Origin of the sequence: Gracilibacillus sp. YIM 98692 (genome assembly GCF_010993965.1) — a bacterium.
In the GTDB taxonomy this organism is placed as follows: Bacteria; Bacillota; Bacilli; order Bacillales; family Amphibacillaceae; genus Gracilibacillus.
Window position 1 is genome coordinate 17284 of the sequence record NZ_WIXM01000027.1, and the last position, 23498, is coordinate 40781.

Sequence of the window (23498 nt, forward strand, 5' to 3'; positions counted from 1 at the left end):
GAGGTATTGAATGGCTACATTTAAAGGTTATCGAGTGACTAGTCCTTATGGGTTTAGAACAGATCCGATAAGTAAAGGGAAAGAATTTCATGCTGGAGTTGATTTAGTTAAACGACATCACTCTCCGATTCATGCTTTTAGTAAAGGAACAGTTATTTATGCAGGGATGGGTCAAAATGGTACAGGCTTAGGTGGGTATGGTCATGTCGTATTAATACAAGATCAAAACAATCACGCACAATTATACGCCCATTTACATCGTGTGTCAGTACAAAAAGGTCAAAGGATAGCAAAGGATGACTTAATAGGATATCAAGGAAGTACGGGAAGAGTGACAGGATCACACCTCCATTTTGAAGTAAGGAAACATGCAGAAAACAGACCTCCATATGGATACAGAGGAAATAAAAAGGCCTCAACACTTGAGCCGACTTCTTATTTAAATCAATTATCTACCTTTAGAAAAGGGAGTACGACAGCTACACTACAAAAAGGATCAAGAGGTGAAAGGGTAAAAGTATTACAGCAAAAACTATTGCAATTAGGATACTCTTTGCCACAGTATGGTGCGGATAGCCAGTTTGGAGAAGAAACGGAAAAGGCAGTGCGAGACTTTCAAAAGTCTGAGAGTATAACAGTGGATGGTATTGTTGGCCCACAGACACAAGGAAAGTTGAGTAGCAGAATGAACGAGATAAAAGCATACCCAGGAGATTTCATTCAAAAAGGTAGCAGCGGAAAAGTGGTCAAAACGATTCAAAGAAAGGTTGGAACAGCCGTTGATGGCATATACGGTCCAAAAACAGAGCAAGCCGTGAAAAACTATCAGAAAAAATACGGTCTAACTGTTGATGGAATTGTTGGTCCCAACACATGGGAATCCCTATTCTAATCAATTCTTAAAAAGGAGCGGTGCTAGCACCGCTCCATATGCTTTGTTATCCCTCAATTCGAAACGTTTGCAAACAGTGAATAAAGTGATATAGTTTATAATTGTTACGTATTCACTTACATAGAAGGTGATATACATATGTATAAATTTAAAATTTTTCAACATGTTTACTACGGATGGGTTATTTTAATTATAGGCGGGCTTGGATTATTTTTTTCAGGTCCCGGACAGACTTTCTCAAATTCACAGTTTATTGATGAATATATTCAAGAATTCGGTTGGTCAAGGTCACAAGTATCTGGAGTCTATTCTGCCGCAACATTAGTGGCAGGCTTATTGATGATTATAGTAGGCCGTTTAATAGATCGGTTTGGTCAACGAGCAATGATGGTAACGATCGGAACCCTGTTTGCTTTTGCCTGTTTTTATAATAGCTTTGTTTCATCTATTTGGATGTTAGCTATAGGCTTTTTCTTCGTACGTCTCTTAGGACAGGGTAGCATGTCTCTTATTCCCAATACGTTAGTGGCACAGTGGTTTGTGAAAAAAAGAGGGCGCGCATTTAGTTTAAAAGCATTATTCGGTTTTGCAGGAGCTATGCTGTTTCCTATCATAAATACTTGGTTAATCAAAACATGGGATTGGCAAACGGCATGGCAGTTTTGGGGATTCATGTTACTTTTCGTCTTTGTTCCGATTGCATTTTCCGGAGTGAAAAACCGACCCGAATTGATTGGTCTACAACCAGATGGCTTTTCTAACGATGATACAAAGGAAAATAATATTCGAGTGAATACGCAAATTTTAGAAGCCGAGGAAGATTGGACATTAAAAGAAGCGATGCGTACTCGAGCATTTTGGGCCATCTTGATTTGTGTAGGTATACCAGCAATGGTCAACACTGGCATTACTTTTCATATTGTATCGATATTTGATACGAACGGCTTATCATTAGAAGCAGCTGCATTAGTATTAAGTTTAATGGCATTTGTAGGCATACCTATGTCTTTAGTTTCAGGTTTTATAACAGAAAAAGTACAGGCTAATTATGTATTACTTGTTATTTTTATCATAGAATTTTTTATTCTTTTATTATTGTTAGTTACCAAGTCGTTTTTCTTAGCAATTGTTTTTGGTGTAATTTGGGGAATTGCACATGGCTTGGAACGTATCGGTCTTAGTGTTATATGGCCCAACTATTTTGGAAAACGGTATATAGGCAGTATAAATGGCGTAGGTGTAACAATGGGGGTTATCGGCTCGTCACTGGGACCTCTTCCATTTGGACTTGGTTTTGATTTGTTTCAGGGTTACACGGAAATTATTTTACTAACATTAATTTTTCCTATCATCGGAATAATCAGCGCCTTATTAGCGAAGAAACCTACTAAACAATCATAGGAGAAGTGTCAGAAACTTCCCCCTATTCCTTTCCTGCATCTCCTTGCCTTTTATAATTCTACCTCTATGAAAAAATCTTAAAAACTTTCATGTATACAGATAGACTATTATATTGGAGAAAAAGAGCGAATAATTAAGCATTTGATAAATGTTCGCGTTTCCATCGATATTTGACGAATTTGTGAAATATGCTATTATTCAGTATGTTCACTACGGAAATTTCTCTGAGGGGATCAGAGACAAAAAAAGGAGAAAGAGGTGCTTCATGGACATAAGAAAAATAAAAGAAGAGTGGTTTGGTAATGTCAAGGGAGACGTATTAGCAGGTATGGTAGTAGCGCTTGCTCTAATCCCAGAGGCGATTGCCTTTTCAATTATTGCAGGTGTCGACCCGATGGTAGGTCTTTACGCATCATTCTGTATTGCGGTGGTGATTTCATTTGTTGGTGGACGTCCAGGAATGATTTCAGCTGCAACAGGTGCGATGGCTTTGTTAATGATTACATTAGTTGCTGATTATGGTTTGCAGTATCTATTAGCAGCATCAATATTAGCAGGGATTCTGCAAATTTTATTCGGTGTATTCAAACTTGCTAGTGTTATGAAATTTGTACCACGTTCGGTGATGGTAGGGTTTGTGAATGCACTAGCTATTCTAATCTTTACTTCGCAGCTTCAGCATTTTGAAGGCGAAAGTTGGATTATGTATAGCCTAGTTGCTTTAACATTAGCAATTATTTATATTTTCCCTCGTATTACAAAAGCTGTACCGTCTACTTTAGTTGCAATTATTGTGGTAACAGCTCTTGCTATATATGTTGGATTTGATGTTCGTACTGTAGGAGACTTAGGTAATTTAAATTCTCAATTACCAGTATTCTTAATTCCTAGTATTCCTATTTCGTTTGAAACATTAGCAATTATTTTTCCGTATTCACTAGCATTAGCTATTGTTGGTTTACTAGAATCTCTATTAACTGCCAATATCGTAGATGATATGACAGACACAGAAAGTGATAAAAACAAAGAGAGCCGTGGTCAAGGGATAGCTAATATTGTTTCAGGCTTTTTCGGAGGAATGGCAGGTTGTGCCATGATTGGACAATCTGTTATAAACGTAAAGTCTGGAGGAAATGGAAGGTTATCTTCCCTAGTTGCTGGTGTTTTCCTTATGTTTTTAATTATTGCCCTTGGTAGTGTCGTTGTACAAATTCCAATGGCTGCATTAGCCGGTGTTATGATCATGGTATCTATTAGTACGTTTGACTGGTCTTCAGTGAAAAACTTGCATAAAATTCCAAGAACAGATGCAGTTGTTATGGTTGTAACAGTGGTAACAGTAGTAGTCACACATGATTTATCAAAAGGGGTATTAGCAGGTGTACTATTAAGTGCTATTTTCTTTGCGGCCAAAATCTCTAAAGTAAAAGTTTCAGAGATTGTCGCAGTTAATGGGAAAAAGAAAATCTATAAAGTTGATGGTCAAATTTTCTTTGCATCTGTCAATGATCTTGTTAATAAGTTTAAATTCCATGATGATGTAGAAGAAGTGGAAATTGACTTAACCCTTGCACACCTTTGGGATGATTCCGCAATTGGGGCCTTGGATAAGATTGAGATGAAATTCGAACAAAATAATGTTAAAGTTAAATATACAGGCTTAAATGCGGAAAGTAGATTATTAAAGAGGAAAATCGGAGGACTTTCTAAAGCATCCGGTCATTAATCTGTTGAAGAGGTGAAGGGTTTGTATAAGAAAATATTATTAGCGACAGATGGTTCGGATCATTCGATACGAGCAGCAGAGCATGCTATTAAAGTAGCGAAAATGGATCAAGGTCAAATTGATTTGATCTTTGTTGTAGATGGTAGTGCTTCTAAAGCAGATGTGCTGCATAAGCTAGATAAATATGAAGTGAAAAAAGATAGAGAGCGAAAATTAAAACCTATTATTGAAATGATAGAAAAAGACAATATCCCTTATGAAAAACATTTCCTGCACGGTGAACCAGGACCAACTATTGTCGAATTTGCTAATAAAAATGATTATGATTTCGTCGTGGTTGGCAGTAGAGGATTAAATCAAGTACAGACAATGATTTTAGGTAGTGTTAGTCACAAAATTGCCAAAAGGGTAGAATGCCCGGTTTTAATTGTTAAATAATGAGAGGGAGCTAGTTGCTTTTAGCGCTAGCTCCCTTTAGTATTTAATATAGATAAATCGCTTAAAAGTTATGGTATAATGAAAGCGCACTTAAATATTAGTTAAAGCGGTGATTAGATGTTAGAGGATACGGGAGAGAGAATTATACCCGAAAAGATGAAAATAACCAATGAGTTGTTGATAGAACATCTTGCTAGGTATCACTTTTCTGTCCCACACGTTCATGGACGTGTACTAGATTTTGCAACAGGTGCTGGTTATGGCACGCATATTATTGCGAAAAAATGCAAGAGAAAAATGGAAGAAATCATTGGAGTAGATATTGACCCAGAAGTCATTGAGTACGCAAAAAAACAGTATTATCATCCACTTTCCAGTTATCAGTTAGAGGATGTCACAGATCACGCATTGCCAGAAAAACTTGGGCAGTTCGATGTGATATTAAGTTTTGAGACAATTGAGCATATTGAAAATGAGGAGCAGTTTTTAAAAAATGTCTATGATCTATTAAAACCAGGGGGAACACTCCTCTTATCGACACCTTTTGGACAAGGAAGAGGGATCCCAAGTGGATCGCCATTCCATGTGCATCAAGTAACAGTAGAAGAGTTTATAGAAATGTTTGAAAACTATCAGGAAAAGGATTTTTATTACCAAAAAGGTGCTCTAATTGAGCCAATGAATACTTCTCAACAACATCATCATCCACTAGGGATCGTGATCGCCAGAAAATAATCACCAGCTTGATGGTGATTATTTTTCCCTTCTATTACTTACTGTTGCTTCTTTTTTTGTAAAAAACTACGTATATATGAAGAAAAAGATTTATAGGAGAGAAGCACATGTATTGGAAGAAGATGTTTATTGTTATATTAATAAGCATGGCTGCTTGGGTGGCGTATTCATCGATTTTTAATCAAAACGAAAAAAAATATGAAGCTGAAGGTACAGGAGTACAGTTAGGAGATAAGGCTCCCAACTTTAGTTTAGAGACACTAGATGGGGAAATAATGACATTAACCGATTATCAAGGGCAGCCAGTGCTATTAAATTTTTGGGCGACTTGGTGTAAGCCGTGCCAAGAAGAAATGAAAGCTTTTAGTCTTATAGATGGTCAAATAGACTTAGAAATCATTGCGGTAAATTTATTGGATACGGAAACTCATAAAAAGGATGTTTCTCATTTCATCGATCAACTGGAGCTTAAGTTTCCTATTCCTTTAGATGAGACAGGTTCTGTAGCGAAAGCCTATCACATAAGGCCGATACCAACCTCTTTTTTTATTGATCAAGATGGGGTCATACAGGATGTTATATACGGTCCTTTAGATGAAGAAATAATCAAGGAAAAATATAGTAGTATAATAATGGGAAAATAGTTCCATAAATGATCATGTTATGTTACGATAAGTGATATATTTGAACTACATACAAAAGATAAAGGCAAATCTATTGAAAAATAGAGACGCAAAGCCACAGGTCTAATGCGATAGCGATGACGGCTGGGTTACCTGATCACACAAGTTAAGGGGAACCTATATGTATTATAGGTTTTCTTTATATTTTGATAAAAAATAATGGAGGCTATCGATAGGATGGTATTTCGATACGTTGAATTGAAGCGGTTAGTTATCTTTATATTCATGGTTATATTTGTACTTTATGCACAGCTTCATACCATCCCTGTCCTGTTTGGCTTTTCGGTCAGCCTTTCACTTCTTCTTTTCTTTGTCATGATCCGCTTTTTTGGTTTGCGTAAAGCTTTTATCACTTCCCTTATCATATGTTTTATAGATTTTGTATTACATCAACAATGGTTCATTTTTTGGAGTGTATTAGAAGTTGCTCTTATAGGAAGCCTTTATAAAAGGTGTCAGAAAAATTTATTTGTAAGTGCTATAATCTATGTGGTATTTATCTTCTTCAGTTATTTATTTTCTCTTTTCATGTATGATCATTTGTTTGAAGAAACATTATTAACTTTTATCCTGCTTCAACACATATTAGAGGTTTTATTTTTCGCTCTACTTGCAGATATGATAGTAGATTATGTACCTGTATTTATTCGTTCGAAACAGGGTGAACGGAAAAATAAAAAATTACATTTTGGTCATGTGATTTCGCAAATTATTATATTTGCAAGTATTACACCCTTAATCATTATCATTTTCGTACATGCGCAAATGATGGAAAATCAAATATATTCACAAATGAGAATGAATCATGAGCGGATAAAGGAACAAATAAATAATTGGGTTTCCGATATGGATGCTGTTGATAGGCAAGAATACACACAAGAAAGTGATATAGCGAAAACACAGTTGAAATCAAAATTGGATGACTATACTGGCCGCCTAGTTGATCATGTGTTTGTGTTCAATCAAAATGGCGAACAGTGGATAACAACAGAGGATTCTCCTGATAACTCTTTATGGTTGGAATATTGGGAGGGTGGCTATGTAAAAGAAATTGAAAAAAATAAATACATTTGGCTATCAAATAATGATAATATGAACGCTTGGCTGAACGCTTTATATGTAGGGAAAGAAAATATTTTAAATAAACCAATTTATTTTGTAGCGCCTCTTAGGGACAATGTATTAGATCTGGCCTCACGTTTAAACACATATTACGTTTTTACTCTTTTCGTACTTTTTATGGCCTCCATATTCGGTATGTTAGCTAATCGTATTTTATCCCGAGCATTAGAAAAGTTAACTGACTTAACAGGGGATTTGCCAAACAAGGTTCAGCAAAAATATGGCATACCCGAATATCACACCCAGATTGAGGAATTTTCTAAGGTTGGTCAAAATATGCAGCATGTTTTAAAGCAGCTGCAAGAAATGTTCGCTGCTACCAATAAACAAAATGAAATCCTAACTGAACAAACACATAAATTAATGAAATCAGAACAAGAGTTATATCATTTAGCACATTTCGACTCCCTTACTAATTTGCCGAACCGTTACTCCTTTTATCAAGATATCGAACGAAGGTTAAATATACAACAGAGCAACGATAAAAATCTTTTTGCGATCATGTTTATCGATCTAGATCAGTTTAAGCAAGTAAATGATACATTGGGGCACAGTGGTGGAGATCTATTATTGAAAAAAATCGCCGATCGTTTTATGCAATTTGTTGAAAAACATAAATATGTTCATATTTACCGATTAGCGGGTGATGAATTTATTGCTATTGTTGACTTACAAACAAAGGAAAATGTACAGCAAATTAGCCAATCCCTTTTAAAAAGAATTCATCAACCGTTGTTCATGAAAGGGAAGACGTTGACATTATCAGCTAGTATAGGGATAAGTTACTTTCCAGAAGATGGTGATACAATAGATGCTATACTTCATAAAGCAGATACGAAAATGTATCATCAAAAGGTTCGCGATCGAAAGGACAATAGATCATCTACTAATGAATAATTTTGTATCGTAAAATAAAAACCTTAATCGCTCCATATAGGGGCGATTTTTCTTTTGCATAGACAAATTTTTATGAATACAATATTAATTGGTTAAATGGATTAAATTTTATGATATGATTAAGGATATGAAAAATTTTTTCTAAATGTTGAATAGACGTCATATAGTTATATCAATCATCGAATTTATAAGTTGGGGCTATTCGTTTCACTTCAAATAGATGAATGGAAAAAGTTAAAGGTTAAAGGAGCGTTTCAACCGTGTTTATTGAATTAAATGATTTACATATACATTATCAAGTAGAGGGTAAAGGAAGATCTGTTATCCTTTTGCATGGTTGGGGAACTAGTTTAGATTTATTTGAAGATTTGCAAAAGTCTTTATCTAAGCATTTTCAAGTATATGCACTGGATTTCCCTGGGTTTGGTCAAAGTGATGAACCAAAAGAAGCATGGGACGTAGAGAAATATACTGTCATGCTAGAGAATTTTATTGATAAGCTCTCGATTCATGAACCGATTTTAATCGGACATTCCTTTGGAGGAAGGGTTTCGATTAAATATGCAGCTCGACACCAACATGTGCATAAAATCATTTTAATCGGAAGTGCGGGTGTAAAGCCGAAGCGGAAACTCGAATATTATGTAAAGGTTTATACATTTAAAACATTGAAGCATATTTTAAGCTTGCCTTTGTTGCGAGCTTATAAAGAAGATATGCTTAACAAATACCGAGGTAAAGCGGGATCGTCCGATTATCAGAGTGCTTCACGAGTGATGCAGCAGACGCTTAGTAAAGTGGTGAATGAAGACCTTCAGCATCATATGCCAGACATTCAGGCGCCCACTCTATTGTTATGGGGGCGGAATGATACAGCAACACCTGTTGGAGATGCGAAAATCATGGAGAAATTGATTCCAAACGCAGGCCTTGCGGTTTTAGAAAACGCAGGTCATTATGTCTTTTTAGAGAAAAAAGGGCAGGTGGCGATGATAGTGGATAAATTTTTAGAAGAAGATAAAGGAGTCGAATGATCATGGCAGTGTTCTTAACGATTATTAGTGTGTTATGGGCTATTTATATCGGTTTCCGTGTCAAAAAGTCGATACATATGCTTCAATTAAATAGCTACTTTAATAATCGCTTATTAAAGTGGATGAAAGAACATTTCAATCAAGTCATTCATAAAAAAGAATGGCTAAGCATTTTGGCAATATTACTTACTGTCTTGTCTTTTTATTGGATCGCTTTTATATGGTTAGCGTTATTAATAGTGATTGGCATTTTATTTCGAGACAAAAAGCAAGAGAAGAAAAAGCTTGCGATAACAGCTCGCATTAAACGGCTGATGACAACTATATCGATCTTATATGGCATTTTATTATTAGTGAACCTATATTTTATCTGGATGAATCAGAATTTGATTTGGGTTTCTATTCTATTTGTTATTGGTATGGTTTCTCCGTACGTTGTGATTTTATTGGCAAACCTAATCAATCGCCCAATGGAAAATGCGGTGAAAGAATATTATTACAAGGATGCGAAATCGATTATCTCTAATGCATCTGATCTTAAAACGATTGGGATAACAGGAAGCTTTGGAAAAACAAGTACAAAGTTTATTTTAGATACTATACTTTCTTCCCACTACAATACATTAAAGACACCAGAGAGCTTTAATACAAAAATTGGGGTTACGATTACGATTCGAAACTCATTAAAGCCATATCATGATGTGTTTATTGCTGAAATGGGGGCGAAAGAACCTGGTAATATTCAAGAAATTTGTGAATTAGTAGGCCATAAGTATGCCATAATTACAGCGATCGGGGAGCAGCATTTAGAGACATTTAAAACATTAGATAACATCAAGAAGACGAAATATGAAATTGTAGAATCTTTACCAGATGATGGAGTAGCTTTTCTGAATAAAGATGATCAAAATATTATGGATTATAAACCAAAGTCCAACTGTAGAAAAGTGTATTTTGGTATTGATCGAACAGATGCCGAGTATGTAGCGTCTGATATTCAATTTCATAATAAAGGGACGACTTTCCGAGTTCAAAATAAAGCAGGCGACTTGGATGCAACATTTGATACAAAATTATTAGGAAAGCATAATGTGTACAATATTTTAGCTGCTATTTGTGTGGCATGGGAATTAGGAGTGCCGTTAAATAAAATCCAATTAGGTGTCAAGAAAATTAAATCAGTCAAACATCGGATGGAAATCAAAAAAGGTTTTGGCGGACTAACGGTCATTGACGATAGCTTTAACTCTAATCCGACTGGTTCTAAGCTTGCTTTAGAAGTATTGTCCACCATGGATGGATATAAAGTGTTAGTAACACCGGGGATGGTAGAGTTAGGCGACAAACAATATGAATATAATAAAAACTTTGGTGAGTATGCGGCAGATGCCTGTGACTATGTCATTTTAGTGGGGGAAAAACAGACCGAACCAATACAAGATGGTTTAAAAGAAAAAGCCTATCCGCAAGATCAACTTTACTTAGCAAAAGATCTAAATGACGCTATTCAACATATGCAATCATTAGGTCGATCTGATGCGATTGTACTGTTAGAAAACGATCTACCAGATACGTATAATGAGTAAGAAAATGGGAGGGAATCGGTTTGAAAACGAAAGTAGCCGTAATTTTTGGTGGAGTATCTGTTGAGCATGAGGTTTCGGTAATCTCAGCTCTTCAAGCTGTTCAAGCGATAGATGAGGATAAATATGAAGCAATTCCTGTATATATTAGTAAAGACCGAGAATGGTATACAGGTGAGATTTTGAAAGATATTGAAAATTATAAGGATTTGCCAGCTCTGTTTAAAGAAGCTGACAAAGTGGTGTTTGAACAAGAAAGTAAAGGAGATATAGTTCTTCGCAAAAAAGAAAAAGGCATTTTTTCAAAAGGCGTTATCACGAGTGTTGATGTCGTATTTCCAGTTATTCATGGAACCAATGGAGAAGATGGCTCCTTACAAGGTTACCTGGAGTTATTAGGTTTACCTTATGTAGGATGCGATGTAGCATCTTCCGCTGCAGGCATGGATAAAGTTATGATGAAGCAAATTTTACGTGATGCAAGGGTCCCTATTGTCCCATATGAGTGGTTTTATGCAACAGATTGGCATGAGGACAATGATCAAATGAAGCAACTGGCAGAAAAGGTTGGCTATCCTGTTATCGTAAAGCCAGCCAACTTAGGATCCAGTGTTGGTATTAGTAAAGCAGATGATCCAGATGAATTAGAGGAAGCGATCGAATTAGCGATCTCTTATAGCCATAAGGTGATAATAGAAAAGATGGTTAGCGATCTAACTGAAGTCAATTGTTCGGTGATTGGGGATTACGAGCAAGTAGAAAGCTCTGTGTGTGAACAAGTATTGAGCAGTGATGAAATCCTTTCTTATGCGGATAAATATCAAAGTGGAGGAAAGTCTGGCGACACAAAGGGAATGGAAAGTGTTAACCGTATCATTCCTGCTGAGATTTCGGATCAAGCGACAGCTAAAGTTAAGGAATTGGCAGAACAAACATTTAAGCTGTTAAATGCGAGTGGTGTTTCAAGAATAGACTTTTTATTAAATGATCAAGGTGATGTATTTGTTAACGAAATTAATACAATACCTGGTTCTTTATCTTTTTATTTATGGGAGCCATCAGGCAAGGACTTCCGTCAGTTAACAGATGAATTAATTCAACTAGCACTAAAACGCGAACGAGAACGTCAATCGATTCAATTCTCCATTGATACCAACTTATTCTCCTTGCACAGCAAAGGATCAAAAGGAAAATAACATGACGTTTTCTATCTATTAAAAACTTTACTGCACAGTTGAACCAAACTGCGCAATACTATGGTGCGAGAGTTTAAATGACGCTTCGAAAATATACTTCGCTTTCCGCTGCGCCGGACTAGCACTCTCCTAAGAAAGAATGGTAGAAAGTCAAGGTTACGTCGTAGTTTATAGCTATTGGACAATAAGGTTGATTTTTAAAAGTAACAATCTTTTAGAAATCAGCCTTTATTTAAGTTGTTTTTTTATATAAACCTTTTTGCCACGGTGTACAATTAGTGATGGCGGTATATTTGTTCGAGGTAGGCGGAGGGGGAGACACCTATCGTTCTTTTAAACACTCGGCTGAAATAGAATGGATTAGAGAAACCTAAAGCGTCACTTACTTCAGATACATTACAATCCCCTTTTCGAAACATTTGCATGGCCTGCTCGATTAACATCTCATTTTGGTACTGTGTGACACTTTTTCCTGTTTGCTTTTTGAAAACGGTTGATAAATAAGAATAATTCATGCCAAGCTTATCTGCAATTTGTTGGCTTGTTAACTTTTGCTCCTTATGCTTATGAAACAGCTGCACCATCTTTGTCACAATACGATTAGACTTTTTATAAGACGATTCATTCAAACTTTCTACATATAAATCTAAAAACAGCTGAAAGACTTGTATACTGGTTATCGTCGGCCTTAATGGATGTGTCGATTCATATAATTCTAAAAGCTTCTGACATTTTGTCTCCATATAACTTGGTTGTTCCACGTTACTACTTTTAGGCAATGAAAAAATAGAATCATAAGCTTCTACTCCAATAAAACTAGTTTGACGATATGGTGTATATTCAGGCATTTTGTTTCCTTTATTCCGATCGTAAAAGTGAATATAATACCATTCCGAACCTGGGAGGTAATAATCTTCACCCCAATGATGTGTTCCTTTCTTGAGAAATAGGTAAGACCCTTTGGTTAAGTAAAAGCTTTCACCATCTTCTTTGACCTGCAACTTTCCTTTTTTGACATAAATAAAAACATGTAGATGCTCCATCACTCTGTTAGGATGTTTGAACACACCGTTAATATCATACATGAAACCAATTTCTTGAACTAATGGATAGGTATGCCCCTCCATTATAATTCGATGCTTCATATTTTTTCATCCCTTTACTATTTTTTACTATGATCATAACATAAAAATAAAAAAAAGATATGGATTGTGACAATATGGAATGTACATTTTTCTTTTTGCCATTCATACTAATAGTAGATGCTCAATAATTAATGGAGGTGGCAAAGTTGCAACATACGAAATTATTAGATGGAAAGTTTAAAATCTCTCAAGAAAAAGGGAAAGAATATTTATTATTTTTAAATATAGACCGCTTACTAGCACCTTGCTATGAAGCTGTATCTCAACCACCTAAAAATAAACGTTATGGTGGGTGGGAATCAAAGCCAATTGCTGGTCACTCTATTGGTCATTGGCTTTCTGCTGCAGCAACGATGTATCATGTTACAAAAGATATAAAGCTTTATGAAAAAATAAGATATGCCTTAGAGGAAATGACATATATTCAATCGTTTGATAAAGATGGGTATATTAGCGGTTTTCCTCGAGATTGTTTTGATCAAGTATTTGCGGGTGATTTTAAAGTAGGCAACTTTGAACTTGGGGGATCTTGGGTTCCGTGGTATTCGATACATAAAATATTCGCTGGTTTAATTGATGTCTATAAGTTTACTGGAGAAAAGCAGGCGATAGATATTGTGACAAAGCTTGCAGACTGGGCTTATGATGGACTTGCACCGCTATCAGAAGAACAGTTTCAAAAAATGCTAATCTGTGAACATGGGGGGATGAATGAAGCTTTTGCTGATTTGTATTTGATAACAGATGATGAGCGGTACTTAGAACTTGCAGAGAAATTCTTTCATAAAGATGTTTTAAACCCTTTAGCCAAAGAAGAAGATGATCTGGAGGGAAAGCATGCTAATACACAAATTCCTAAAGTAATAGGTGTAGCAAAGCTTTATAACATTACTGGAAAAGAAATATATAAAAGGATTGCTTCTTATTTTTGGGAACAAGTCGTTCAATATCGAACTTATGCTATTGGAGGAAACAGTAACAGGGAACATTTTGGACCTAAAAATGAAGAAAAATTAGGAGTGCAAACAACGGAAACTTGTAATACCTATAACATGTTAAAGTTGACAGATTATTTATTTCAATGGACTAAGCAAGCACGTTACTATGATTTCTATGAAAGGGCTTTATTTAATCATATATTGGCTTCACAGGACCCAGATTCAGGCATGAAAACCTATTTTGTTTCATCCGAACCAGGTCATTTTAAAGTCTATCACTCACGTGAGGAGTCTTTTTGGTGTTGTACAGGTACTGGAATGGAAAATCCCGCAAGATATAACAGATCGATTTTCCACCAAGAAGAAGAAACACTTTATATAAATCTGTTTATTTCTGCTCAATTTAAAAGCGTACATCCAATGATGACCATAACACAAAGAACAGATTTTCCATTTGAAAACCAGACAACTATTACAATAGATGAAGTGCCAGAACAACCATTTACTATATATTTAAGGCAGCCGAATTGGTTGAAGGTGGATTCTGAACTGTTTCTTAATGGTGAGAAAATAAACTATCAATTAGAAAATGGTTATGTAAAACTTGTGAAAAAGTGGAAAGAAAATGATCAGTTAACGATGAGTTTGCCTCTGTCATTAGATAGATATATCGCCAAAGATGATGAAAATAAACAAGCTATCATGTATGGTCCTATCGTACTTGCTGGAGCCTTAGGGAGAGAAAACTTCCCGGAAACAGATATTTTAAGTGACCATTTAGCATTAGATCATTATCCATTAATTGATGTACCTGCACTTGTAACAGATCAACCATTCGAGAACTGGATAGAAATAGTTGATAAACAGCAATTAATTTTTGAAACAAAGCCGATTGGGCAGCCTGGAAATCAATCTATCAAACTTAAGCCATTCTTTAACATTCATCATGAAAGATATACGATCTATTGGTCTGTCATGAATCATCAAGAATATCAATATTATCAAGAACATGAACAAAACCAAAAATTATGGGAACAACAAATAACAGTAGATATAGTTACACCAAACGAGCAGCAGCCAGAAGTAGAGCATGGAGTGAGTGTTAAGAATTCAACTTCAGGATATTCAAATCTTGTCCATAGTGGATGGCGTGATGCCAGAGATGATGGATATTTTAGCTACAATATGAATGTGGATCCTTCAAAAAATATGTATTTGCATGTTACTTATTATGGCAGCGATGATACGATAGAGGTACAAGGGAAAATGATGGAAAGGAATTTTAGTATTTGGATAGATGATGAAATGTTAGCGGAGCAATCTTTGATATCTAATCAGCCTGGGAAGCTATTTAGTGTAAATTATCCAATCCCTTATGAGATGGTGAAAGATAAAAATAAAGTAAAAGTAACATTTTATGCGGATAAAAGAAAAATTGCAGGCGGAGTATACCAGGTACAAATGTTAAATGCATAGCTTGGATAAAGAACACTCGTCGATTGACGAGCCTTTGGTGAAGTCAGAGACGTAGTTGAGCTTATCTATCTTCCTAATAGTGGTATCTACGTCGAATTTACTTCATGTGTAAAACGATATAAATTCTGATAAGGTAAAAGAAAATCCCCAGTCATATAGCTGGGGACTTTCTTTTAGTTATAGAATGAAGCACCAACGATGATTAACAAGATGAAAAGTACAACGATTAAAGCAAAGCCACTACCGTATCCAGTTCCGTAATATCCGCTTCCGTATCCACCACAAGGGTTGTATCCGCCGTAATACATGCTATCAACCTCCTTATTTATTTTCACTATATAATGTATGTCAATTATCATAATAAGTTAGGGTAAATGTCTACTTCATAAAAAAATAGGCAAATATAATGGAGAAAAAGATTGTGAGATTAACTTACAATTTGGCGGACTGATGATCAAAACCCTGTTATATTATATATAACATATTGATTGGTGAAACATTATAAGCACACTAATCACTTATGGATACATGTAAGCCTAAATAATTAGTCCACTTTTTCTGCTTATATGTATAGGTAGAGTTGCTCCCCAATCCATTTAAGATGTCTATTTTTTACGAAATGCAAAAAAGCCAACGTTTATACGTTGGCTTTTTTGTTTCTTTCTTTTCACTCTTTGATAACACCTATTTGCTTTAATCCATTATAAATTCCAGAATCATTCACACTAGTGGTTCGGTGTTTGGCATATTGAAATAATTCAGGCGATGCATTGCCCATTGCAAAGCTTGTACCCACAAATTGAAGCATTTGCTTGTCATTCATCCCATCTCCAAAAGCAATAGCTTTACTTGGTGAAATGTTTAATTTTTCTAAAATATGCTTAATTGCACGTCCTTTGTTAACATTTTCTCGAATCACATCATAGCAATGCTCTAGTCCTTTCACATTGACCTGTGAAAAATAAATATCGACATTTTCTATTTGATAAAAATCTATTTCATCCACAGGCACATTCATAAGAGTAATACCCAATATTTGTTCTTGATATTCTTTGGAGTAAACACTAGTTGATTTTAAATCAAAGTACTCAATAAATTCTTGAACCTGTTTACTTTCTATGGAAGTAAACAGGTTTTGTTTATTTGTATATAGAACCATATCATGCCCGTAATGTTTTGCTATATCTAAATAGTGGTTAATAATTTGTGCATCCATTGGTTCATCAACGAGCACTTCATCGTTCTGCAAAGCATAAGCCCCGTTATAACCGATAAAAGATTCCACTTGCAAATATTCAGCGATTTCTTGTAATTCATGCAATGGTCGACCTGTGGCCAAAAAAACTTCTATTTCTTGCTCTTTAGCAAGTTGAACTGCTTCTTTTGTAGAATCCTCAATACTATGGTCATCTCTTAATATGGTTCCATCAATGTCTAAGAATAAAGCTTTATAGGATGGCATGATATTCTCCCTACTCCCTTTATCAAAAGGTTGATTGATTAAAAGTTAAGGTTTGATAATTGTTCTCCACTAGTTTCTTCATACCCCTTCATGTACTTAATACGCCTTTGGGCAGAGGTTTGATTTACTTGTTCGTCTGCGTGGTAAGAAGAGCGAACAAGCGGTCCAGCTTCACAGTGCTTAAATCCTTTGGAAAAAGCAATTTCTTTTAGTTCTTGAAATTCATCTGGATGGTAGTAGCGCTCAACGTTTAAGTGTTTCTTCGTTGGTTGTAAATATTGTCCAATTGTCATGATGTCCACATTATTTGCTCGTAGATCGTCCATTGTTTCAATGATTTCTTCTTTTGTTTCTCCCAGCCCGACCATAATGCTTGATTTAGTAGGTGTATTTGGAGAAATTTCTTTGACGCGACGAAGCAATTCTAGGGATCGATCATACATAGCAATGGCACGTACTCTTTTTGTTAATCTTCTTACAGTTTCGATATTATGGTTAAAAATATCAGGAGCGCTGCTCATTAACGTATGTAAACTTTCATAGTCACCTTTCATATCTGAAGGAAGGATTTCGATTGTACATCCAGGTACTCTTTCTCTAATTTGACGAACTGTTTCAGCAAATACTGCAGCACCGCCATCTTTTAAATCATCACGCGCTACGGAGGTCACAACAACGTGTTTAAGTCCCATAATTTCAACGGATTCTGCAACACGTTTTGGTTCTCCCCAATCTAATTCATTTGGTAAACCAGTTTTTACTGCACAGAATCGGCATCCTCGCGTACAGGTATCGCCTAAAATCATAAAAGTTGCTGTTTGTCTTTCGCTCCAGCATTCATGTATATTGGGGCATCTTGCTTCTTCACATACCGTATTGAGTCGCTTGTCACGCATTAAGTGTTTTAACTTATTATAAGATTTATTCGTATTAATTTTTATTTTCAACCACTCTGGTTTCCGAAGATGTTCTTGTTTTTTTGCCACTATTATCGACTCCTTTTATTGAATGATTACTGCTTATTTAGCATTCCTCACCCTATGTCCATTATATCCATTATCTCGACAAATTCCATGCATCGCTTTGATATTTTTCCTGCATTAGCTTTTCAATTTCTTGCTCTTGTTCTTGTGTGAAGGTCAGTTCCTTCAATTCAATCCCTAATCCTTTTTGAAATCCTTTTTTAAACGCACTTTTTGTTTCTTCAATTGATGTGGGCTTGGATCTTACTTCTTCGATGGAGACTGCTTTATCCTTGAAAGCAGATCGAGCTCTTGCTTTCACCTTTTCATTAGGATAGACAAATAAATCATATAAGGTTTCATTATCTACTGTAATAGGAATGGATCCATGTTGCAATATAACACCTTTTTTTCTTGTTTGTGAACTTCCAGCTGCTTTTTTCCCATCGACGATTAATTCATACCAAGAAGGCTCTTCAAAACAAACAGCTGATTGGCTAGTTTCCAATTTCCCTTCAGGCACTGCAAATTCTGCGTTAATATCTAAGAAGCGAAATCCTTCTAATAGCCCCTTTGATATGACTAAATACGCTTCCTTTACAGAACGTGGCATCATGGGGTGATTTTCTGACACAATCACACTATAAGTTAATTCTTGATCGTGTAGTACAGCTCTACCACCGGTAAGCCGGCGCACTATTTCAATACCTCTATTTGAAACAGCCTCTATATCAATTTTATTTTTCGTTTTTTGAAAATACCCAACAGATAATCCAGCTGGCTTCCATTGGTAAAATCTCAAAACGGGTGGAATCGTTCCGTTACTATGCCAGTTTAACAGACACTCATCTACAGCCATATTATAAGCCGGTGTTTGTTCTTTTGAGTCTAAAAAATACCAAGTTTCTGTCATAGTTGATTTGCGGACAGATTCTTCAGTGTCTCAAGAATCATGCCGCCCCCCTCCTTTATGTAAAAGTCAAGTACCAGTTATTATAACAGATAATTCTAATTATATGGTACAGCTAGGAAAAAGGTCTGTCAAAAGTTAAATTTCAATTCTTTCTAAAAGTTTCATTTTAGTGTTATAGTGATGTTATCTGGCTTGATTTATAGGCTTGAAATTGAAAACAAGGGGTAACAACTATGAATAGTTTTAATGAACAATTTCTAATCTCTGTTATTATTATTGCAATAGGTTATATGTTAAAAAGAACAGAAATTTTAAAAGAAAAAGATGGAGAAGCAATAGCTCGTTTAGTATTTAATGTTACGTTACCTTGCTTAATTATTGTCACCTTTAGTGAAGTTCATTTTGTTCCATCTCTATTCTACTTGGTGATCATTGCGATTCTCTTTGGCTTTGTGAACGGGGTAGCAGCATTGTGGATATTCCGTCATCATCCCCGAAATGTAAAAGGAATGTTCAGTATGATGGTTCCAGGTCTAAACATTGGGTTATTTGCTTATCCACTTGTAGAAGGTATTTGGGGAGTGGAAGGACTGAAATACTTTGGAATGTTTGATGTTGGTAACTCATTTATCGTCTTTGGCTTAAGCTATATTATTGCAGGTATGTTTGCTGAAAAAAGTAGTATGGTAGAAACACGTACGATTATTTATAAGTTAGCCAAATCTATCCCGTTACAAACCTATATCATTATGAGTATATTGAATCTTATAAATTGGTCGTTACCGACAATAGTAGTAGACATATCGAGTGTTATAGCAGGGGCTAATATGCCGTTATCGTTATTATTATTAGGGTTATATTTAAATTTCACTTTTGCCAAAGGATATGGAAAGCTGCTGACCAAATATTTAGTAACAAAATACAGTATCGCACTAATTGCTGGATTTGCTTGCTTTTATTTATTACCAGTAAGTGACATGTTTAAATACACGTTATTAATAGGGTTTCTTCTTCCAACATCAGTTTCTGTATTGCCTTACTCTATCATGTTTGGCTATAACCAGCGTCTTGTTGGAACAGCATCGAATTTAACTATTATGATAAGTTTTATCTTTATATGGTTGTTGGTAAATCTGTTTGTTCATTAAATAGAGGAGGAATAAAGTTGTTTGAATTATCGGTCTTAGAGTGGATTATTATTGTCTTTTCATCTATGCTCATTGGTTTTGCAAAAGCTGGTGTTGCCAGTATGGGGATTTTGGTTGTGACCATTTTTATGATTATATTTCCTGCAAGAGACTCTGTAGGTATTTTGTTACCGCTTTTAATTGTAGGGGACTTATTTGCTGTTACCTATTATCGTAAAAATGTCGTATGGAAATATTTATTTTCTTTATTGCCTTGGGTTTTTGCTGGAATTATTGCAGGTTATTTTGTATTAAACTATGTAACTAGTGAACAATTAAAACCGATGATTGGGATCTTAGTGCTAGCATTAATTGTATTACATATTAGTAGAGAAAAACTCGGCGAACGCTTTAATGAAATGTTGCCAAATTCAAAAATTTTCACTTCTGTGATGGGGATCCTAGCCGGTTTTACAACTATGATTGGCAATGCTGCTGGTGGTGTAATGGCTATTTATTTATTAGTAAAAGGATTGCCTAAGAAAGAATTTGTTGGAACAGGTGCTTGGTTCTTTTTAATTGTCAATCTCGTTAAGATTCCGTTCTATATCGTTTTAGGTATCATAAACATAGAGTCTATCACGTTCAATTTGTGGTTGATTCCTACTATCTTAATCGGAGCTTTAGTCGGGGTGAAAGTGTTAAAAATGATGCCGCAACGTTTATTTCAAATATTAGTGCTTGTATTTGCTGCATTAGGAGCTCTTCGATTAATTATTGGATAGAAGGGATGAACCGTAAGGTAACGGGAGTTAAAGAGTAACTCCCGTTTTCTGTTGCAGTGCTTGTTGCAGGTCTTCTATCAAATCATCCGCATCCTCAATGCCAACAGATAAGCGGAATAAACGGTCACTTATTCCTCTAACCTTTCTTTCATCTGCAGGCATTGCGGCGTGTGACATAGTTGCAGGATGGGAAAGAATCGATTCTACGGCACCCAAACTAACGGCAAAAACAGGTACTTGCATATTTTGAACAAAGGCATCGATAGAAACTGAAGGGTGTAGTTCAAAAGATAAAACAGCTCCTGCATTCGAGGCTTGATTATGATGAATATGATATCCTGGATGATTTTCTAATCCAGGGTAATATACTTGCTCAATCGATGCATGATTATTTAGAAAATTCGCAATTTTCAAGGCGGATTTACTAGATTTTTCAAGACGTGTCTCTAATGTTTTCATTCCTTGGATTAATGTGTAAGAATCTTGAGCACTTAATATAGAACCTAAAGTGTTCTGGATAAAACCTAATTTTTGAGCTAATTGCTCATCTTTTGTTACCGCAAGTCCTGCTACGACATCGCTATGCCCAGATAAAAATTTCGTTGCACTGTGCAGGACAACATCTACCCCAAGATCTAAGGGCTTTTGATAAAGTGGCGTCATAAAAGTGTTGTCTAAAAAGGTGCAACAGTTATATTGTTTTGCTACTGTAACAATTTTTTTGATATCTGTTATTTGTAATAATGGATTTGCAGGTGTTTCTATATAAACAATTTTTGTGTTCTCTTGAATCGCTTCTTCTACTTCTTTAACATTTGTCATATCAACAAATGTATGAGAAACAGAAAATTGACTGATTAGTTGTTGAATAAAGCGGAAGGTGCCGCCATATACGTCTTTTGAAATGACCACATGATCACCAGCTTCTAAAATCATAAAAGCAGAAGAAATCGCAGCCATGCCTGAAGCAAATGCAAAACCATCTGTTCCGTTTTCCAGCTTTGCGATTGTTTTTTCAAGTACTGCCCTAGTAGGATTTCCGCTTCTCGTATAGTCATATGGGCCGAATTGGTTGATTTGTTTTTGGTGATAAGTAGATGATAGATAAATAGGTGGATTAACAGCACCCGTATACTCTTCGCGATATCCTTGCTCTATACCACCATGAATTAAATTAGTTGCAAAATGTTTAGACATGTGTGATTTCCTCCTCGCTAGCATATAAAGCTTGATTAATATCCTGTTTTAAATCATTAATGTGTTCAATTCCAACGGAAAAACGCAGCAATCGTTCACAAACTCCTCTTCTTTCTCTTTCTTCTTTTGGGATGTCTGCATGTGTTTGCGTGGTCGGGTATGTGATAAAGCTTTCCACACCGCCTAAGCTTTCCGCAAAAGATATCATTTTTAAATGTTTTAAAAAGGAGGACACCATATGCTTATCTTTAATGCGAAAGCTAATCATTGCTCCTCTATTAGGATAAAGAACATCTGATACAAGCGGGTGTTGTCTCAAATAGTCTGCAAGTTCTTTTGTATTTTCTTGTTGTTTATCCATACGCAGGCTCAATGTCTTCATTCCTCGAATTAGCAACAGACAATCAAAAGGGGAGAGAACGGCTCCAATAGCATTATGGAGATAAGTTAGTTTTTCGCCTAACTCCTCATCTTTGACTACAACAAGACCAGCTAACACATCATTATGTCCTCCTAAATATTTTGTCGCAGAGTGTATGACAATATCAGCACCTTCTAATAAAGGTTTTTGTAAGTAAGGCGTGTAAAAGGTGTTATCGACAATTAATAAAATCCCCGCTTCTTTAGCAAATTTGGAAACTTCTTGAATATTTATCTCCTGTAGTAAAGGATTAGTTGGTGTTTCGATAAAGATGGCTTTCGTCTGATTCGAGATGGTTTCTTTAATCTTATCTGGCTCTGTATAAATAGGGTTTATATGATACATTTCTTTATAATGATCAAATAATCGGTAGCTACCGCCATATATATCTTCTGTTATGACTATTTCATCTCCTTGCTTAAAAAGAGCTAGAATTAATTGAATCGCAGCCATTCCAGATGTACAAGCGAGCCCTTTAGCACCTTCTTCTAGATCCTTAATTGCGTTTTCTACAATATCTCGAGTAGGATTGGCAGTTCGTGTATAATCATAACCGGTAGACTTCCCTAATTGTTCATGTTGATAAGCAGTTGATAAGTGCAATGGGGGTGCTACTGCTCCGGTTTTCTTGTCTGATCTATTCCCAATCTGAGCCAATTTCGATTCTATGAACCTCATTTTCTTCACTCTCCTTTAAAAAATTAAAAAAAGAACCTTCCACTTAAAGATAAGTAGAAGGCTCTGCTGGTTTCTCATTTACATAGCTTCTCCTTATCTTTTAGGCGTATAGCCACCTACTGGAATTAGCACCATGCATAAGCTGGTTGCTGAGGCATCATAGGGCCAGTCCCTCCACCTCTCTGGATAAAGATTACATTTTATGGAATTGGAAATACTATACATCAAGCATACACGCATGTGTAAAACATTTCAAGTGTTATTTTTAAAAAATTTTTAAAACCTAGTAAACTTGTTTGAATTAAGGGGTTATAAGTTTTTACGCATAAAGCTTATATTTGATGGTGTTGACAACAGTTCATTCATTCAGTATAGTCAAAGAAAATATTCGCAAAGAAGTGGTTAAAATTTGATAAATAGATTCTTATCACGAGAGATGGAGGGACTGGCCCGTAGAAATCTCAGCAACAGGCAATGGCACTGTGCTAATTCCAGCAAGTGAAATCTTGACAGATAAGAGAAGTATCGAACTTCTACTTGGTCAAGTAGAAGTTTTTTATTGGGCGGAACCATGTCGCGTCAACGCTCGAAAAAGCAATATCCTGAGCAGATCATGTATGTTACATTACCATTATTGTTGGTATACTATTGGCAGCAATGTTTATACTGGTCCTCTTTTATTTACAA

Annotated in this window: 20 protein-coding genes and 3 riboswitches; of the genes, 13 read left to right on the forward strand and 7 right to left on the reverse strand. The window is 35.6% G+C overall.

What is annotated here, in order from left to right; translation table 11 throughout:
- Positions 1-10 precede the first annotated feature (10 nt).
- From GHD00_RS21315 to GHD00_RS16755, 10 genes are all read left to right on the forward strand, one after another.
- Positions 11-892 (forward strand): peptidoglycan-binding protein, encoded by an 882-nt coding sequence (locus tag GHD00_RS21315; RefSeq protein ID WP_163539305.1) that lies wholly within the window; start codon positions 11-13, stop codon positions 890-892.
- Between the two features lie 138 nt (positions 893-1030).
- Positions 1031-2293: an MFS transporter gene (locus GHD00_RS16715; protein WP_163539306.1), complete on the forward strand. Its 1263-nt coding sequence runs from the start codon at positions 1031-1033 to the stop codon at positions 2291-2293.
- Positions 2294-2558: 265 nt separating this feature from the next.
- Positions 2559-4019 carry a SulP family inorganic anion transporter gene (locus GHD00_RS16720; protein WP_163539307.1) on the forward strand — a complete coding sequence of 487 codons (1461 nt, stop codon included), beginning with the start codon at positions 2559-2561 and terminating at the stop codon, positions 4017-4019.
- A gap of 21 nt (positions 4020-4040) precedes the next feature.
- Positions 4041-4457, forward strand: coding sequence for a universal stress protein (locus GHD00_RS16725; RefSeq protein ID WP_163539308.1), 417 nt, complete (start codon positions 4041-4043; stop codon positions 4455-4457).
- A 117-nt stretch (positions 4458-4574) separates the two neighbouring features.
- A complete protein-coding gene (locus GHD00_RS16730) occupies positions 4575-5192 on the forward strand; it encodes a class I SAM-dependent methyltransferase (RefSeq protein WP_163539309.1) in 618 nt (205 codons plus the stop codon).
- Between the two features lie 107 nt (positions 5193-5299).
- Entirely contained in the window at positions 5300-5836 is a 537-nt protein-coding gene (locus GHD00_RS16735) for a redoxin domain-containing protein (RefSeq protein WP_163539310.1), read from the forward strand.
- Positions 5837-5889: 53 nt separating this feature from the next.
- Positions 5890-5972, forward strand: a riboswitch (cyclic di-GMP riboswitch).
- A gap of 80 nt (positions 5973-6052) precedes the next feature.
- Positions 6053-7894: a diguanylate cyclase domain-containing protein gene (locus tag GHD00_RS16740; RefSeq protein WP_163539311.1), complete on the forward strand. Its 1842-nt coding sequence runs from the start codon at positions 6053-6055 to the stop codon at positions 7892-7894.
- Positions 7895-8154: 260 nt separating this feature from the next.
- Complete coding sequence (locus GHD00_RS16745; protein ID WP_163539312.1) at positions 8155-8928, forward strand: alpha/beta fold hydrolase; 774 nt, start codon at positions 8155-8157, stop codon at positions 8926-8928.
- A 2-nt stretch (positions 8929-8930) separates the two neighbouring features.
- Complete coding sequence (locus GHD00_RS16750; RefSeq protein WP_163539313.1) at positions 8931-10514, forward strand: Mur ligase family protein; 1584 nt, start codon at positions 8931-8933, stop codon at positions 10512-10514.
- A 20-nt stretch (positions 10515-10534) separates the two neighbouring features.
- Entirely contained in the window at positions 10535-11707 is a 1173-nt protein-coding gene (locus tag GHD00_RS16755) for a D-alanine--D-alanine ligase family protein (RefSeq protein ID WP_163539314.1), read from the forward strand.
- Between the two features lie 275 nt (positions 11708-11982).
- Here GHD00_RS16755 and GHD00_RS16760 read toward each other — a convergent pair whose 3' ends face one another.
- Complete coding sequence (locus GHD00_RS16760; RefSeq protein ID WP_163539315.1) at positions 11983-12852, reverse strand: AraC family transcriptional regulator; 870 nt, start codon at positions 12850-12852, stop codon at positions 11983-11985.
- A gap of 137 nt (positions 12853-12989) precedes the next feature.
- Here GHD00_RS16760 and GHD00_RS16765 point away from each other — a divergent pair, with 137 nt between their 5' ends.
- Positions 12990-15266 (forward strand): beta-L-arabinofuranosidase domain-containing protein, encoded by a 2277-nt coding sequence (locus GHD00_RS16765; RefSeq protein WP_346427667.1) that lies wholly within the window; start codon positions 12990-12992, stop codon positions 15264-15266.
- Between the two features lie 173 nt (positions 15267-15439).
- Here the strand turns inward: GHD00_RS16765 and GHD00_RS16770 are convergent, their stop codons facing one another.
- The 4 genes from GHD00_RS16770 to GHD00_RS16785 form a co-directional block, all read right to left on the reverse strand.
- Positions 15440-15574: a YjcZ family sporulation protein gene (locus tag GHD00_RS16770; RefSeq protein ID WP_163539317.1), complete on the reverse strand. Its 135-nt coding sequence runs from the start codon at positions 15572-15574 to the stop codon at positions 15440-15442.
- Positions 15575-15933: 359 nt separating this feature from the next.
- Positions 15934-16728, reverse strand: a complete 795-nt coding sequence (locus GHD00_RS16775) for an HAD family hydrolase (protein ID WP_163539318.1) — start codon at positions 16726-16728, stop codon at positions 15934-15936.
- 38 nt (positions 16729-16766) lie between these two features.
- Positions 16767-17714, reverse strand: coding sequence for a lipoyl synthase (gene lipA, locus GHD00_RS16780; protein ID WP_163539319.1), 948 nt, complete (start codon positions 17712-17714; stop codon positions 16767-16769).
- A gap of 70 nt (positions 17715-17784) precedes the next feature.
- Complete coding sequence (locus GHD00_RS16785; RefSeq protein ID WP_163539320.1) at positions 17785-18603, reverse strand: lipoate--protein ligase family protein; 819 nt, start codon at positions 18601-18603, stop codon at positions 17785-17787.
- 233 nt (positions 18604-18836) lie between these two features.
- Here GHD00_RS16785 and GHD00_RS16790 point away from each other — a divergent pair, with 233 nt between their 5' ends.
- Positions 18837-19751: an AEC family transporter gene (locus GHD00_RS16790; protein ID WP_163539321.1), complete on the forward strand. Its 915-nt coding sequence runs from the start codon at positions 18837-18839 to the stop codon at positions 19749-19751.
- A gap of 17 nt (positions 19752-19768) precedes the next feature.
- On the forward strand, positions 19769-20515 hold the full coding sequence (locus tag GHD00_RS16795) for a sulfite exporter TauE/SafE family protein (protein ID WP_163539322.1): 747 nt from the start codon (positions 19769-19771) through the stop codon (positions 20513-20515).
- A 27-nt stretch (positions 20516-20542) separates the two neighbouring features.
- Here the strand turns inward: GHD00_RS16795 and GHD00_RS16800 are convergent, their stop codons facing one another.
- Positions 20543-21712 (reverse strand): aminotransferase class V-fold PLP-dependent enzyme, encoded by a 1170-nt coding sequence (locus GHD00_RS16800; protein WP_163539323.1) that lies wholly within the window; start codon positions 21710-21712, stop codon positions 20543-20545.
- Positions 21705-22811, reverse strand: a complete 1107-nt coding sequence (locus GHD00_RS16805) for a methionine biosynthesis PLP-dependent protein (RefSeq protein ID WP_163539324.1) — start codon at positions 22809-22811, stop codon at positions 21705-21707. Before GHD00_RS16805 ends, GHD00_RS16800 begins: the two co-directional genes overlap by 8 nt.
- Before the next feature lie 90 nt (positions 22812-22901).
- Positions 22902-23004: riboswitch (SAM riboswitch) on the reverse strand.
- 228 nt (positions 23005-23232) lie between these two features.
- Positions 23233-23331: riboswitch (SAM riboswitch) on the forward strand.
- Positions 23332-23498: the final 167 nt, after the last annotated feature.